A 16,498-nucleotide genomic window follows, 5' to 3' on the forward strand; every position below is an offset into this window, starting at 1 on the left:
AACATTTTTTTCACTTGAGGCCAATCTAAAGGCAATAAGCAAATTGTTTTCGACAAACCAGACAAATTCATAAACATAACATGATAAATTTTGTCCCAGGATTTACATTTTGGGATAAAAATACAAATACCGCCTCTCCTTTGCGGTGAAGCGGTATTTGCCGAAAAATATCTGCAGCTTTATTGCCCTGCGGTCATGATCATTCGCGAAATGCTTCCTTCTGAAGTCTTAACGCGGATAAAATAAACTCCGGAACTCAAAGCGCCTGCATTCAGCTCTGTTCGGTTAATGCCAGCATCCATGGTTCCACTGTACATAACATTAATCAGACGGCCCGTGTTGTCAAGAAGCTCAATGCTGACTTCATCAGCATTTGCCAGGTTGATGTCTACAAACATCAGGTCTGTAGACGGATTGGGATAAATGTTAAATCCGAAAGAAAATTCATTGCAGCCCGTCGAAGTTGCCAAAGGTGGAAACACAATGTAATCGACCCATGCAGCATCGGAACCGCCAATGGCAGTGTAGTCCTTTGCGTATTTCCAGTTGAAAGTGTGAGGTCCTGCTGAAACCGGATATGCTACACGTGCCCAATCCTTTTCTCCATCCCACCAAGCTTGGGAAGCTGCGTCTATAAGAAATTCAAGATAATCCCACTGACTGGAACTTGCACTGCCATTCTCACAACTCACCTTGCGGTAAAATGAAATACTGTCATTGGCGGCCACATCCCAATCAATCGACATAACTGAAGTCTGATCGTCTGAAATAACACCCGATTTTGAACAATATACTCCTTCATAAGGATTTTCTGTTGTAACGATCCAAGGTGAATTTCCACTGGTAGTCCAGGTGAATTGCGACAGATCACCGGTTTCATAGTCTTCGTCAACAATGCCTACTTTGAAGGTAAACACTTTCTGAACCTGATAATATCCAGTTCCGAGCGTATATGTAATGCTAACAGCTGAGCCAAGAGTGGCACCAGCATCAACCGATAACGAAAAGTCAGCACCAATCATAGTTGCAGGATTCAGATTGCCAATATTATCAGTTCCGGTGATAATAGTCACCAAAGAACTGCCGCTTGTGATTGTTCCGTTTGCATTTGTATAAACGGCATGTCCATTATTGACAGATTCAATATTCACATTGATTGTTTCACCCGGATCAAGTTGTCCGTTGTTGTTACCAGCTGCATCATCAATGGTAAGTGTTCCAATCATCAGATATGGGGCGTTAACAATAATATTGAATGAAGAGTTCCATGAATTGGCACCGTCAACAGCAACAATGTCAAAAGGAATTGTGGTCTGATCATTCACATTGCTCCCTACTGAAACACCATACGCACTATTCACAAGTTTGGTTGCACTGGCATTTATAGCACCATAGTTTTCAGTATTGTCTGTAATAGTAACGGCCGGACTTGCCGTCGAAATTGTTGCAACAACATTGGCTGCATTTGCAATGCCGGTGTTAAGTAAGGTGACGTTCAAAAGAATATTTTCGCCATAATCGGCCTGAGCATTATTATTGCCGGTGGCATCGTTTATGGTCGAAGTGCTGTAAACCACATAGGGTCCGGTTGCAGCAATTACTGCCACTTCCCCGACATATGGGATATAATTGTATTTAGTGGCTGTAACAATCAGCGTATCGATAGCTGTTAGAGCAGTAAAGCTAACCGTTGTTGTGCCTCCGTTTATTATGTTGGTTCCGATAATGCTGTCGTTTAAAGTAACTGTGATAAATGCGCCTTCGGCATTGCAGTTCACAGCAAGCTGGCTGGTGCCGATGGGCACAGTTGCCTGATGAGTTACCGTCATCGATTTGGCAGTGTCCGTTCTGATCATAAGTGAAGGATCTCCGAAAATGGTCCAGGTGTCGGTCATATCTGCGCCGCCAGTGCCATAGCTGTCATTCATTTTCATGCAACCACTCATAACAACACCACCAAAAGTGTGTTTAATATTGCCGGCAGATGTTTCACAAATTACATTAACCATTTCATCCTGCCCTTCCATAGGCGGTGCCCAGGATTGATTGATGGTACTCATAATAGTTGCCGCTGCACCTTTTGGAGTAGTACCCGTACGGGCGCGCAGCCATGCTTCGGCGAAACAGGTTGTTCCAACAAAATTTCCGTTTACACAAGCAACAGATAGAATTATCGGCCACTGGGTTGTATTGGTAAGCGCATTAACATTGGTGTTGCTGAATCCTGTGGTAACAAAATAATCATCGCCGCCGTGACCACAATAAAGAAGCAGACCTGCTCCACCATTTAGAACAGTTGTAACCCCTGCTGCTGTGGCGTCACCAGCAGCATCAAGGCCGCCCTGAGAGCCATCAAACAATTCGTATTTGGTTTCGTATTCGTAATTGTCGCATTGAGTCTGAAGATTACGAATATGCTGGTAATCATACTCGCTATCATCTCCTGTACCCTCACTCGATGCAATGCCCAGCACTCTGTTTAACCAGTTGTTGCTGGTGTTCGGTGTCTGCTCATATGATATGGTGCGTAATACCTGTACATCAACATCAGCGATGCTTTCTGCTGAAAAACGACCGACATAAAATTCCGGATAATGATCGCTGCCGGTTTGGTATGCATATGCATTGTCGGAATGACCTGCCACACCACTTGTAATGGGCGGGATATCCGCACCATCACCAACAAAAAGCAGAAAAGTTAGTCCATTGGTGTTGTAGTAATTTGTAACATAGGTTTTAATTGCAGTGGTTGTGGTTCCAGCTGTTGCTGTACTGACAATTTTTGTAGGAAAACCGATCCGGTTTTTCCATTGGACGTAAGGCGCCATCGCGCTCACATACTCAGGCTTTGCAATAATTAAAATATTGCCTCTTTCAGTAATCGGAGTATATCTGGTCTCCACGTAATTAATGAAATGTCTGTTGTATAATTCATCAAAACTCTCATCAACTTTGGTTACTGACTTTGTGCGGTAAAAAGGATTTTCGTTGGAATTATCCGATTCTCTGTAAACAACCACCCGAATAGTTTTTACTACCCGCAAATTGCGCGCAGCGTGATCATAGCGGAAAGGGGAAATATGCAGTGCAACCCCTCTGTAATCGCGCATGATATATGGATCCGATAGAGACGCAAAAGAGCCGGGAAAACTTCCGTTCTGCTGATAGGTGCGACCCCAGGTATAGGGAATGGTCGAAGGATCAATGTCTCTGGTCAGATTCCCCTTGGATGGAACGATTTCAATATTGCTATAATCGAGATATTCGGTTGAAAGCACTTTGACTTTCATGTCAGCCATATCAGGAATAATCAGCGAATTTGAAAACTGGCACAGTGCGGGCTCTCCGGCAACAAGCATTGGCGAAGCACCCGTCATTGAAACATTCTGTTTAACGCCCTGAGAAGTCACCACATCGCTCATATAGAAACCCTGAAAATTGTATTCGATTACGGTTTCGTCCGGGCTTGATGAAATGATGGTGTACAATGGCTTGTTCGCATCATTGTTCAGCGAATGATAAGTTTGCGCGGTCAGTGGGCCAAAGGCCACCAGCAGCAGCAGAAAAATTGTAAGGTTTTTCATATTCGGGGGGGTTATTTAATTACTGCAAAAGATTTCGAAAAGTCAACATTGCTGCCTGTAAGCCTGATTGTATATATTCCGTTTTCGAATCCGGCAATGGCAACCGGCAAATAGAGCTGGCCTCTGACGTTACTGAATTGTTCTGCAAATACGATGCGGCCGTCAGCGGCAAAAACAGTCATCTGCACATCACCTGCCGCAACCGGAGCCGTGACAGTCACATACTCGCCAGTAGCAGGATTTGGATAAATCATCATATCATTATCGGCAGCAGGTAACTCAATGTCAGAAGTGATTACCTGCATTGGTGGAAAAACAATATAATCAACAAATGCAGCATCCTCGCCCTCTAAATAAGAATAGTCCTTGATGTAAGACCACTTCAGTGTTTTAATTCCCGCCGTCAGCCAGAATCTTTCCTGTGACCACGCAACTTCTCCGCTCCATTGGCCGGCTTCAGTACCATTCACAAGAAACTTGAGAAAATCCCAATCCTGTTCACTTGAAACCCTTTTGTAAAAAGAAATGGAATCATCGGATAAAACCTCAATCTGTATAGAAAGGTCAGATTGCTCATTATCACTTATAACCCCTGAACGTGCGGCAAAGGAGCCCTCAAAAGGTGTTCCCGCTGAAATAATCCAGGGTGAAGCGCCACCTGTGATCCAGGTATACTGCGTCAGATCACCGCTCTCCCAGTCCTCATCAACCTGGCCAATTGCTTTTGTAAATATTTTACTGGCTGAATAACCGGCGATAGCTTCAAGATCGAGTGTGACACTGGCGGGAGTTCCCACAGTAACTGACGATGACACCAGTACCGTATATTTGCCGGTTTCTACCAGCCCCATATACAAACTGTCGTGCTGCCAGTTTGCCGAAGTTATAGTAAGGTCAGGGCTGCTTGTGCTCAGCACTGCTGCGGCATTCCAGATGTCGGCATGACCGTTGTTTACTACCTGAATATACAAATCAGCTGTTTCACCAGCATCAAGTTTGTTGTTGCCATTGCCTCCCGTCGCATCATCAATCGTCAGCCCGAGAATCTGCAAATCAGGCGCATTAATTTTGATATTGAAATTGGAAGGCCAAATATTCCCGGTGCTGTCGTGAATTGTAAGAACAAATTGTGCTACGTGCTGATCCGGCACAAGACTGTCAATTTTCAGTGTGTATGCGTTATTCAGCGTCATTGTGTCATTAGAAAAAATCAAACCCCAGATACCAACACTGTCAATAATTTCAACATAGGAGTCGGTGGTTGACAGGATTGCAAACACCGTTGAATCATTTTGTAATCCGAAGTTTTTCAGTTTAACATTCAGATTTAAAGTTTCCATTACGTCGGCCTGCTGATTGTTGTTCCCGCTCACATCATTGATCATCTTACTTTCCATGAGCACGTAGGGTCCTGTTGGAGTCTGAACAAGGAATGTGGAAATGTATGGTTTGCGGAATTGCTTTGTGCCAACAATATCAGCTGTTCCCGGAATTGTAAACGGAATAATATTCAGTACAAGATTGCCAGTTGCATCTGCGATTCCAGCGCCGTGCCAAACGCCGTTCTGCGACACGCCAACATAAGCATATGGCTCCGTTGTAATAGTCATCGTATTCTGTCCGAGAGGAATCAGGGCCGGATGTGTAACATCCAGCTGCGAAGGCACACTCAGATAAATCATCAGCGACGGGTCGCCCATCAGATGATACATCTCGCTGTAGTAATTGAACGAAGTCGGCGAGCCCTCAAGAACGGCAAGATTCCCGGCAAGGACCATCTGCCCCTGCGAAACAAACCATTCGCTGAATGGCTCACCTGTTATGTGCCAGGTGCGGTCGTAAGCGCCCAGATTGTTTGCGTCATACACAGGATTTGCATTAATGGCTGCACGAACACCAACACCCCAGTAAAAATCCTCATCCCAATAAGAGTTGTTCGATGCTCCGATGTATCCGACAGCACCTTTCATATTGGCCCGCAGCAAAGCTTCGCCAAAACATTCTGATTCTTCAAATTTGTTTGTAACACACGCATTGCCGATCATAAGCGGATATTGATGTGCATTTTCCATGGCGGAAATGTCACTTTTATCAAATGTCGGGTCACCCCAGCCATCGCTATAACCATGAGCTGTGTAATTGGCAAATGCAACTCCCTTCCCGATTTCAGTTCTGATCAGGGCATCTTCATTTCCACTGGCCGGATATAAATGAGTCCAGGAATGTATGCCATTGGTTGAATTAAAATAATAGGTGGTCCCGTAATTAATCTGACCATTGGCATGAGTGGGTCCAAAGGAAGCGTCGACCCCACCAATCATAACCACGGTGTCCAGCCAAGTTTCGGTCGGAAACAAATATTGTTCGTATTCAAGTGTTTTATCGAGTTGCGGCAGAAGCTGATCAACCGTGGTTGCACTAAAACGGCCAATATATGCGTCAGCAATCATATCGCCGGTGAATTCAGCATAGTACATGTCGCTGACGTGCGAACCGGCAGTACCCGTGAAAGCAGGGACCTGAGCCACGTCGCCAACTATAAGAATAAAAGTCGGTGCCGGATTCCATGTGCTTGCATTGTCATACTGAGCCTGCAGGTAATTGCTGATACTTGTTGTGGTTGTGCCCACTGCAGGGTTCGACGTATATGCTTCATCAACAATAAAACCTTTCTTCGTTTTCCAGGCAACAAAAGGCTGCAACACTGTCTGAAACATGGGGTCTGCAACAATAACCATTTTTATGGGATAATGCGACGCGGTATCTTTCGCGGTTCTGAAAGCATCGTGATTGATAATCCGGCTTGCCGATCCGGCAAAACAGAAATCTGAATATTTCTCCGATAAAAGATTTGTCAACCCCTGATCAGCTCCAGGAAACGAAATACTCAAAACTATTTTTTCATATACGCGGAGCGTGTTTGTAACCGGGTTGTAATCAAACGGACTGATGTCGAGTGTTGCCAGTCGCATATTACGCAGATTGCCATGTATGCTGGCTTTTGCGCGTACAGGCTGCATAAACTCATTGACCTGATAGGCCGCATTGTTGAAATAAAAAGGAATTTCGCCGGTATGGCTTTTCGAAACACTGGGCTGGAAAGGCATCAGTTCGTAGCTATTCCCCGACAGATCCGATAGCTGATAATCAGTAAACTTACTGCTCACGACATCAATAACCACCTGCGCTTTTTCAGGCACCTGAATAAGTTTGCTGTAGGCCGGCAGAAATGGAGCCCCGGCCTCGCTTCGCGAAACAGTTCCCTGAGTGACAATGGTGTTAAACATTCCTGATGGAGTCTTCTGAGCTTCAATTTCAAAAGAAGGGGCGGATATTTCTATCTGAAGTCCTCCTTGAACTGCATTCAGGATTTTAACAGGCTCAATTGCCTGTTGATAGGTCTGACTGAACACAATCAACGATGTGAAAATTGCCAGAGCCAGGGTAAGAATCTGTTTCATAAAGACCGTTTTGCGATTAAGACAACTATGCTTGAAATATGTTGCAATAGTAAATAAAAATAGTTGATTGTTGAAAAGTTTTTGTTGTTGCCAAACAGCTAATCCCTATATTTGCAACTTTAAAACGGTAAAATTTAACGATTTAACATGAGATTATCATTACTGACTATTCTCTTTTTCGTTTCTCTAGTCCTTCAGGCCATACCACAAAACAATAATGTGGACAGGCTGACAATCACTGGTTACTATTTCGGTAAAAATCTGGTTGTTATCAATCCAATGAATGGTGACCGTTTTGCCGTTGAATCCGTCGAGGTAAATGGCAACAAAACTTCAGACGAGATAAATTCAAGTGTTTTTGAAATCGATTTTTCAGCTCTTGAACTCAATCAGGGCGATCCGGTGAGCGTCAACATAAGTTATTATATCGGAGCTGAAAATCCAATTGTTTTCAATCCCGATGCCCTTGAAGCCACCAGTAACTTTTCTTTCAAAAGCTCTTTCCTTGAAAAGAAAACCGAAAAAATGGCCTGGACAATCACAGGCTCCCCTGGAACTGAAGCGTTTGAAGTGGAGCAGTACCGCTGGGAAAAATGGGTGCGCATCGGTACGGTGAATGCAAAGGACAGCGTTTCTCAAAACACCTACTCCTGCAAAATAGTTCCTCACTTCGGAAAAAATCTTTTCAGGGTAAAACTGGTGGATCCAAAAGGAAATATCGCATACAGCACTCCGGTGAAACTACAGAGCAAAACACCTGAAGTGCTATTGGTCAAAACCACAGTCGATACTCAGGTCGATTTCAGCGGCGAAACATTATATCAGATTTACGACGAGAAAGGTGCTAAAATGCTGTCAGGTACCAGCACCAGTGTTGATGTAACGTCCCTTCCTTCTGGAAAATACTGGGTCAATTACGACAATAAGACCGAACTTATTAAAAAAAAATGAACAGCAGCTCTGCTGTCAATAACCCAGGCCCTTCTCCCGTCCCCGATTCAATCAGTCATATTCCTGATTCCATCCTGCAAAGTCAGGTTCAGGCACGTATGGTCAACCCGGGCCTGATCGATCAGGGCTATACAAATCTTTGCGGAATGGCTGTCTGTGCCATGACTCTTGCCAAATACGATCCTCAGGGCTATCACGATTTGATGATAAACCTGAACGAAAGCCGTGCCGCCAGATACAGTAATTACAGGCTTCGGGTGCGCACACGTATCACCCGGACAGACCGGAATTTTTTCAAAAAAGGACAACTGCCCGAAGCTGACTGGCTGCTGCTTGCAACAATGCGCAACAAATGCAATTATCTCCTGCCCTATGGCGGCCGCATGTGCAAATGGTACGAGAAAATTGCCGGCAGTAATTTCCCATCGGAAGTCAGGCGGACACTGAAAAAGCTGGGCTTCGAAAAAATCAGCGACAACATGAACGGGTTTTGGCCCATACGGAAACCGGCGCTGCAAACACTCCGCAGCATTGATTCGGCCTTCGCGCAGGGACATACGCCCATCATTCTGATCAACACGCGGATGTATCACAAAGGGAAATTCTCGCTGACATCAAATCATTTCGCCATCTACAACGGCCATTTTTCATTTGACAACGAAACCGATAAAGTCTCATTCAATATCTGGACATTCGGCTATGGCCCGGGCAAGACCATCACCTGCTCTGCAGACGCTTTCAGAGATAATTATTTTGGGTGTATTGTGGTAAAAGCGCCCCTTACTCCTGTCTCCGGAGACTTAAGCAGAGAAATTGAACAATAGTATCTCGCAAAGAGCGCGGAGACGCAGAGGAATTTCTAAACGCCCCTTCACTGGCGCGATCACGATTGTTATCGGTGATGTTATCCGTGACAGGGCTAAACACATAGCACTAATTGCGTCCAGACTGATATCAGGGCCGCGCGGCGAGATATTACAGCATCAAATCGATAAAGTAAAAGAATTTAAGTTCCAGCACGCCATTTCGGGCCTGATAATTCAAAGTCGAACTATTTACCGGCTTGCACATGTTGTTAAGAAACTGGGTATAGGAAATGGCAATCTCAAAATCCTCGGTGCCGGCAGAAATGCCCCCTGTCAGACCAAAATCGACCCATATTTCATTAAACATAGCCCCGGCATCGATGTTTTCATAAGGATCGTCTGAATCCCCCAAATAAAAAATGCCTTCGTCTTTTTGCTTTTGCAAAAACCACTTCGAGCCGAAGCAAAATCCAGCATTTAAACGCAGAGTAGGATCAATCACCGGGTAACTAATGAGGCAATTATTCATTAAATTCATGAAATAGAATTTATACTCAACGGGCTCCGGATTCAGATTCATTCCATCCAGCTCGCGCCCCTGCAAGGTAGCGCCCATTGTACCCAAATTGAGATAAATCATTACATCAAAATCATGCAATGTTTCCATACGGCCACCAAAACAGGTGTTCCACCCAATGCGGCCTTTTGAATCAAAGGATTTGGAAGATATCGAAGAATACGAAGCTCCGACGCCAAAACAATTCCGACCATCAAAAAATTGAGCGAATGATGAACAAAACAGAGCGAAAAAAATAACTAAAAAGGAGAATCTGAGCATATCGCATTTTTCTACAAAAGTAAAATTTTACATTTATTTGATGAGTAAAATATTCGAGTCTGATTGAAAAATTTAAGTCATCGATGAAACAATGCAAATAATCACCTTAATAAACTTTGAAAACCTTCGCGGGAACGTATTCAGAAGCTATGGCTTATTTACAATCACATAAGCCATATGCCCGAAAAAGGATAAAAAAAGCATCAATAACGCTAAATATATTTTCAAAATAAAAACAGGCGCACGCTTGTCTGAGACTTTATAATATTTACAAATTCGCTTTAATCTGAAAGACCACACTGCGCCTATCATTTCGAAATATGTTCCGTTATAACTGAAATTCTGAAAAATAATAAATAATTGTACTGATGACCAGAACAAAACAGTGCTGCAGATAATGAAGGATGCAATGAGGAAATTCATGAAATTATTGATGGTTCTTAATCGTGAATTAAATCAACATTAAATACAGACATAGCGATTCAAAAATCCTCTCGTTTTAATCAAGCGCCCAGACGAAAAAATAATGAAGCTGTGAATATTCAAAAAGTAAAAGCAAAACTACCATTAAAACAAACGAAGCCAGCACTAATTTATATTGTAGCTGCTTTAGAAACAACTTTAGAAGCAGATAAACAAATTGCAAAATAATAGTGAAGTGCATTAGAAAAAATGCATATGCAAATGTCAGAGTGATGCCTAAAGTGTCAGTAGCGGTGGGATCAGGTTCTCCATAAACGGGCAGATACCCGAAGTGGTTGAAAACAACAACCATCGCAACCAGCGACAAAGCAATCAAGGCAAATCCAGCGATTGAAATGCAAATACCAAAAATTCTCAACGCTTTCATAAACCCTTTTTCAAATATTCAATCGCATCAGTAAACCTGGGCATTCAGCATCGCAGGGCTCAGCACCAATCGCAAAACAGGCGCCCAATGCAGCCCGAAGCCCTTGTAACCTTCGAGATTTATGGTGGAATAGTTAATCATTCCCAGCAATTCGATCCAGAAATCCTTCGACATGATGTAGCGGGCGCCTACCGAAGAATAAAGCCCATAGCCCACTCCGCCCTGTTTGATCGGATATTCCGAAAGAGGCATATTGGGAACATACGGCAATCCGCCATACACATCGCGGATATTGTAGGTCAGGTCAAAAATCTGTATCTGTGCGGTCTTCACATTCACGCTGTTCAGATTCACTCCGATCTCGAAAAACGGCTTTACAGGCGATTTTTTCTCCGATGCAAAAGAAAACATCATTGAAAAATCGATGTTTGAACGCGATTCTACGCCGATAATGGGACAAGAAACAAATGATTGCACATTGCCTGGAATAGCAGGCCAAACCTCGAGATTGAAGAAGTCATTCAAATGCAGCTTTGCAAAATTGAACTGGAAATTTAAAGAAAAATCAGCGGAATAATTGTAGCGCGCAACAAAACCAAACATCATGGCAGCATTGTATTTCATCTGCGCTGGATATTCTTCGAGCCAGAACGAATCACGCGATATTTCATCCATCAATTCTTCTTTGATATCCTGATGCCAATACGGATTGCTCAAGACATAATTGATGTTATTTTCGTTTTGCGGTCGGCCATCGTAATATCCCGCATGATTCGAAGACGCCTTGTAATATCCGGTATTGATACCCAGATTCCATCCCGGCGTGAACACCGTATCCGGCTCGTACTGCGCCACAACAGATGTTGTCATCAACGTCATCGCACAATAAAAAACAAAACTTCTTTTCATCCCTGCAATTTTTTTTAATCCTTCTTGTGTTTCCGGGACTGTGTCCCGAGCTAACATCTGCAGCGCTTTCAGCGCTTTTTGTACTTAGTAACTTCTCTGACGGCTCCGCCCCTCAACCTTAACCTCAACCTTAACCTCAACCTTAACCTCACTGGCTCCATACAACTTACCACTAACTACTTACTCCTAATACATGTCTCTCCAATCCGTTTTCTTCTCCAGTTTCAGATCCTGTAATATGCTTGATTTAACCCGAATGGTCATATTGTAGCTTTTGCGCGGCCCTGCAGGAATCCAGTTGAAAATGATTTCCCAGCAATGCATATCGCGGTGAATGTTGACCGATGTGTAACTGAAGTCTTTATTCACAAAATCGTATCCCGACATCATACTCACTTTCCAATTGGGCGTTAGGGTTATATCACCGCTGAACGAGAGCGTTTGAATCACCTTGCCGGGCTCCGCTGCATTCGCCGTAAAATCCTGCGAATATTGCAATGTGTAGGAAAACTGCAGCGACCACGTTGGTACAAAATGTTTCAACGAAAGCGAATCGGGCTTGTAGCCCTTCTTTCGAAATGTCTGATTGTTGAACAAATAATTCAGACTTGCTCCCCAAACACCGTTTTTCTGCTTAAAAAGCCGGTGATTGGCATCCCATTCAAAAGTATTGATGGTGCGCCCGGATGAATCAGTAACATATGGATTAAAAACAGCTGCATAGCGCACATCAAGTCCTTTAAACACACGGGTTCTTCCGGACAGATTGATCATGGACCAGCGCAGACTGTCGGCTGCAGCATTGTAACTCGCATTCAGGGTCAGGTTATCAATAAGTGCAATTTTTTTGAAACCGCTGATGGTATCTTTCTTCGAACGCACTTTCATTTCCAGATTGTTTCCGAGCGAAAAACTGGCCATGGATTGTTTCCCAGCTCCAGGTCCACCGAAATTGCCCTGTTCATAAATGGAATATCGGGTGGGTGTCAGGCTGCCCGGCGTGAAATAATATTTGTAATAGCCCCAGTTCTGTTCGGCAAAATCGGGACGATACGAAAAAGTTACTGCAGGAGTTAGCACATGTCGCAACGCAGATAAAGGCCCCCTTTTGAAAGAAAGGAACGTGTACATTTTTGTAGTAAATGCCGAAGAAACTGCAAAATCATGTGCGGCACTGAAACCACGCAATGTGTCGATGATTACGGCAGTATCCGGCGCACTCCAGTGCTTTTCGATGGTGCTGAAATACCAGCGTTCGTTGAATGTAAAAGAATTATTCATCGTCACAACCTTAAACAATTTCAGCGGCATTGAAACCGGGACGGTGTGCTTGATTCCATTGTTGAAATTGCTCCAGTTGAAATCCTCAGCCAAAGATGTGTCGGCAGTATTCAAGCTGTTTCTGGCATTCATTGCATACGACACAGTGATGTTATCCAGGGACTTGAACCTTTTTCTGCTTTTACCTTTTTGCCTGAACGGATATATTCTGTTGGATGAAAGCGACAATTCGGGCAAGGTCATATCAAAAGCATGGGTTTGCCGGTTCTGGCTCTGATTCAGGTTCGCAGTGAAATTAAACAAATTTCCGATGGTCGTACTGTACGAAATACTGGATGAATAATTTGAAGATAGATAGTCTTGTGCCGAAGAAGGGTTGTAGGTATTGTAATTCGATGTCCCCGCCTGCACATTGGCCGAAAAGCGGCTGTTGGGGCGGGCTTTGGGATCCTGCGTATGATACCATTTGACAAAAAAGTCACTGTTTCGCTGAAAATCAGGGGTGTTTCGCTCGCCAAAAATATTGCGGGCAAAATTCAGACTCAGATTTCCGTCGTATTTGTATTTTTTCTTATAATTCGTTTGCGTCTTCAGCGCCCAGCTTCCGCGTGAATAAATGTCACCGCGAATAGCCAGATCGAAATAATCGCTGATACCAAAATAGTAACCGCCATTTTCGAGAAAAAAACCACGATTAGTGCTCTCGCCATAGGATGGAATCAAAATTCCCGATGCGCGTCCTTTCTTATTCGGGAAGAAGCCAAACGGCAGCGCGAGCGGTGTTGGAATATTTTCAATTTCGAGCCACACCGGACCTGTAACAATTTTGTCGTTCGGAATTACCTTGGCTTTGTTGAAGCATATCTGAAAATGCGGGTCTTTCTGATCGCAGGTTGTGAACGATCCATCACGCACCAGAATGGTGTTATCGGGAAGTTTTTTCACCCGATCGCCATGTAAAAATCCTCCGCCCTGCTCCGAAAAAATATGCTGAATAATCCCTTTTTTCGTTTCATAGTTGTACACAATGGTATCGGATTCAAACTCCTGCTCACCATCCTTAAACTTCGGAATGCCCTGCACCACTCCGTTTGAATCCGGAATTCCATAAGCCATAATCAAAAACTTCGAAAAATCGATGCAGATATAACCGGCTTCGAGGTGAATGGAGCCGTAATCAACCACAGCTTCGCCGAACATTTCCACGATTTGTTGTTTCACATTAAAGCGGATGGAGTCGCGTGATTTGTAATCAATAGCTTCATCCAGCGCACTTTTCTCAATCTGCACCGTCGCTTTTATGCTGTCGTTTCCAACATTGGTGGTATCTATAACTTGTCCGGAAACCGCGCCGGCAGCCAGTAATAGAACGATGACAATATAGAATTTGCGAAACTTCAAATTATGGTATAATTGCTGATACGGAAAAAACCTCTTACATTTGTAACGAGATTCGGATTACAAAAATAATTATAATCGCGGATGAAGCACATTCTTTTTATTCTATGCATTGCCGGACTGCTTGTTTCAGAGATCGCCACAGCTCAAAATTCCACCAATGGAAACTGGACTGTAGTCCTTGATGCCGGTCATGGCGGTAAAGACCCTGGCGCGCTTGGAAAACGCAGCAAGGAAAAAGATATTGTACTGGATGTTGTTTTGCGTGTTGGGAAATACCTGAAAAATCACGACAACATCAAAGTGGTTTATACCCGCAGCACCGATGTGTTTGTTGAGCTGGACCGCCGCACAAAAATTGCCAACGATGCCAAGGCCGATTTGTTCATCTCCATGCATTGCAACGCAAACGAAAAAACCAGTCCCAACGGCACTGAAGTTTATGTGATGGGGCTTAATAAAACCGAAGCCAATCTGGCCGTTGCCATGAAAGAAAATTCGGCCGCACTGCTCGAAGAAAATCACGAAGACCGTTACGATGGCATTGATCCGAATTCCACCGAAGCGTATATTGCATTCAGCTTGTTTCAGAATATCTATATCGAGCGCAGCCTGACCATGGCGCAGCTGATCATGAAAAACCTAAACAATCGTTTAAAACTCTACGACCGCGGCACAAAGCAGGCTCCGTTTTTTGTATTATACCGCACCGCGATGCCATCTATTCTGATCGAGGCCGGATTTATTTCGAACTACAACGATGAGTCAGTGCTGATGACGGATGCTGGTAAAGAAAAAATTGCCTATTCCATTTACAACGCAATAATTTCATACAGCAATGAAACGGAGAATCTTGGCAATATTGCTGTTGGAATGAATCAGATAGAAGAAACCGTTGTGCAAAACGAAACAAGCATGCAAAGCGCTGGTGTTGTTTTTAAAATTCAGTTTGCTTCGTTCAAGGAAATTGTGCCTTTAAGCGATTCGCGGATTAAAAGTCTGAAAAACGTTTCATATAGCAAAGCAGGAACGTTTTATAAATATTTTTGTGGAGAGACAAATTCGTATAATGAAGCATTGAATTATCTGACCGAAGTTCGCAACAGTGGATACAAAGATGCATTCATGGTTGCATTTAGCAATGGTGCCTCGATCAGTGTCCAGGACGCAAGAAAGATGAGCGGACAGTAACTTTTTCATTGTCCGGTTAAAAAATTACATTAGATTTGTAAAAAAAACCAAGGTGTTTAAGAAAAAGGAAGTACGCATTGCCTTATTTTTCATTCTCGGAATGGTGCTGGTTTATTGGGGGATCAACTTTCTCAAAGGAAAGGATATCTTCACCAATCAAACCATTCTTTATGCAGAATATGAAAACGTAACCGGTTTGCAGGAGGGCAATCCGATTATGCTCAATGGCTTTAAAATCGGACAGGTTGCCGAAATCAGCTTCAAGCCAGGCGGCAAAGGAAAACTCATTGTAAAAATGCTTTTCTCCGAAGATATCGACATTCCTTCCAATTCAATTGCAAAGATCATTAGCAGCGACCTGCTCGGCAGTAAAGCCATGCAGATTTTACTCGGCAATGCATCGGAACCGGCTGAAAGCGGAGACTATCTGAAAGGCGAGACTGAGACTGACCTGAAAGATGAAGTTAGTATGCAGATTCTGCCACTGAAAAACAAAGCGGAAGAGTTGCTTTCTTCGTTCGACAGCGTTCTGGTAATCCTGCAACTTATCTTCAACGACGACACCCGTGAGAATCTGAGCCGGTCGTTCGAAAGCATCAAAAATACCATTGCCAGCCTTGAACATGCTTCTTATAATCTTGACACACTCATGTCGGCACAACGATTCAGACTGGGGAATATTTTTGCTAATGTAGAATCTATCACTTCAAATCTGAAAGATAATAATGAAAAGATTCGTGATATTTTTTCTAATCTGAGCACCATATCAGATAGTCTTGCCAAAACAAATTTCAAGTCAACGATAAATAATGCCAACGAATCGCTGGCAAAATTCAACGAAGTGATGACAAAAGTGAATCAGGGACAGGGTTCGCTTGGTCAACTTGTAAACAACGATACTTTGTATTACAATCTTGAAAAATCATCGAAAGAACTGGACAGACTGCTCGAAGATATTCGCCAAAATCCGCAGCGTTACCTGCATTTCAGCATCTTTGGACGCAGCGGAAAACGCAATGCCTACACGCCCCGCGATTAAAATCGAAAAAATACAATAAAAGAAAAACATCGCACGGATTGCAAATCCGCGCGATGTTTTTTTATAATCCGTGACAATACATGGCGCGGATTTGCAATCATGAGTGTTCGAAACCTTTCAAAGAGCATGTATTATTGAGCATACATGGTTGCTTGCTTTTGGTTAACAGAGTTCCTCGAGTTCACAAGCC

General features: G+C 43.5%; 11 protein-coding genes. 4 read left to right on the plus strand and 7 right to left on the minus strand.

Annotated elements, in window-relative coordinates:
- Positions 1–179: 179 nt before the first annotated feature.
- Positions 180–3,584, minus strand: a complete 3,405-nt coding sequence (locus tag A2W93_02075) for a hypothetical protein (protein ID OFY55853.1) — start codon at positions 3,582–3,584, stop codon at positions 180–182.
- A gap of 11 nt (positions 3,585–3,595) precedes the next feature.
- Complete coding sequence (locus tag A2W93_02080) at positions 3,596–7,045, minus strand: hypothetical protein (GenBank protein OFY55854.1); 3,450 nt, start codon at positions 7,043–7,045, stop codon at positions 3,596–3,598.
- Between the two features lie 147 nt (positions 7,046–7,192).
- Between A2W93_02080 and A2W93_02085 the strand changes: the two genes are divergently transcribed.
- Together A2W93_02085 and A2W93_02090 are read left to right on the plus strand one after the other, a co-directional pair.
- Positions 7,193–7,996, plus strand: coding sequence for a hypothetical protein (locus A2W93_02085; GenBank protein ID OFY55855.1), 804 nt, complete (start codon positions 7,193–7,195; stop codon positions 7,994–7,996).
- Positions 7,993–8,820, plus strand: coding sequence for a hypothetical protein (locus A2W93_02090; protein ID OFY55856.1), 828 nt, complete (start codon positions 7,993–7,995; stop codon positions 8,818–8,820). Before A2W93_02085 ends, A2W93_02090 begins: the two co-directional genes overlap by 4 nt.
- Positions 8,821–8,971: 151 nt before the next feature.
- On the opposite strand, the gene A2W93_02095 is transcribed toward A2W93_02090, so the two are convergent.
- From A2W93_02095 to A2W93_02115, 5 genes are all read right to left on the minus strand, one after another.
- On the minus strand, positions 8,972–9,640 hold the full coding sequence (locus tag A2W93_02095) for a hypothetical protein (GenBank protein ID OFY55857.1): 669 nt from the start codon (positions 9,638–9,640) through the stop codon (positions 8,972–8,974).
- A gap of 147 nt (positions 9,641–9,787) precedes the next feature.
- Positions 9,788–10,063, minus strand: a complete 276-nt coding sequence (locus A2W93_02100) for a hypothetical protein (GenBank protein ID OFY55858.1) — start codon at positions 10,061–10,063, stop codon at positions 9,788–9,790.
- Between the two features lie 76 nt (positions 10,064–10,139).
- On the minus strand, positions 10,140–10,490 hold the full coding sequence (locus A2W93_02105) for a hypothetical protein (GenBank protein ID OFY55859.1): 351 nt from the start codon (positions 10,488–10,490) through the stop codon (positions 10,140–10,142).
- Between the two features lie 27 nt (positions 10,491–10,517).
- Complete coding sequence (locus A2W93_02110) at positions 10,518–11,360, minus strand: hypothetical protein (protein OFY55860.1); 843 nt, start codon at positions 11,358–11,360, stop codon at positions 10,518–10,520.
- Between the two features lie 225 nt (positions 11,361–11,585).
- A complete protein-coding gene (locus tag A2W93_02115) occupies positions 11,586–14,081 on the minus strand; it encodes a hypothetical protein (GenBank protein ID OFY55861.1) in 2,496 nt (831 codons plus the stop codon).
- 81 nt (positions 14,082–14,162) lie between these two features.
- Here A2W93_02115 and A2W93_02120 point away from each other — a divergent pair, with 81 nt between their 5' ends.
- Both A2W93_02120 and A2W93_02125 read left to right on the plus strand, forming a co-directional pair.
- A complete protein-coding gene (locus A2W93_02120) occupies positions 14,163–15,269 on the plus strand; it encodes a hypothetical protein (GenBank protein ID OFY55862.1) in 1,107 nt (368 codons plus the stop codon).
- 100 nt (positions 15,270–15,369) lie between these two features.
- On the plus strand, positions 15,370–16,308 hold the full coding sequence (locus A2W93_02125) for a hypothetical protein (protein ID OFY55874.1): 939 nt from the start codon (positions 15,370–15,372) through the stop codon (positions 16,306–16,308).
- The last annotated feature ends 190 nt before the right edge of the window (positions 16,309–16,498 follow it).

This window comes from Bacteroidetes bacterium GWF2_43_63 (genome assembly GCA_001769275.1).
Classification (GTDB): Bacteria; Bacteroidota; Bacteroidia; order Bacteroidales; family DTU049; genus GWF2-43-63.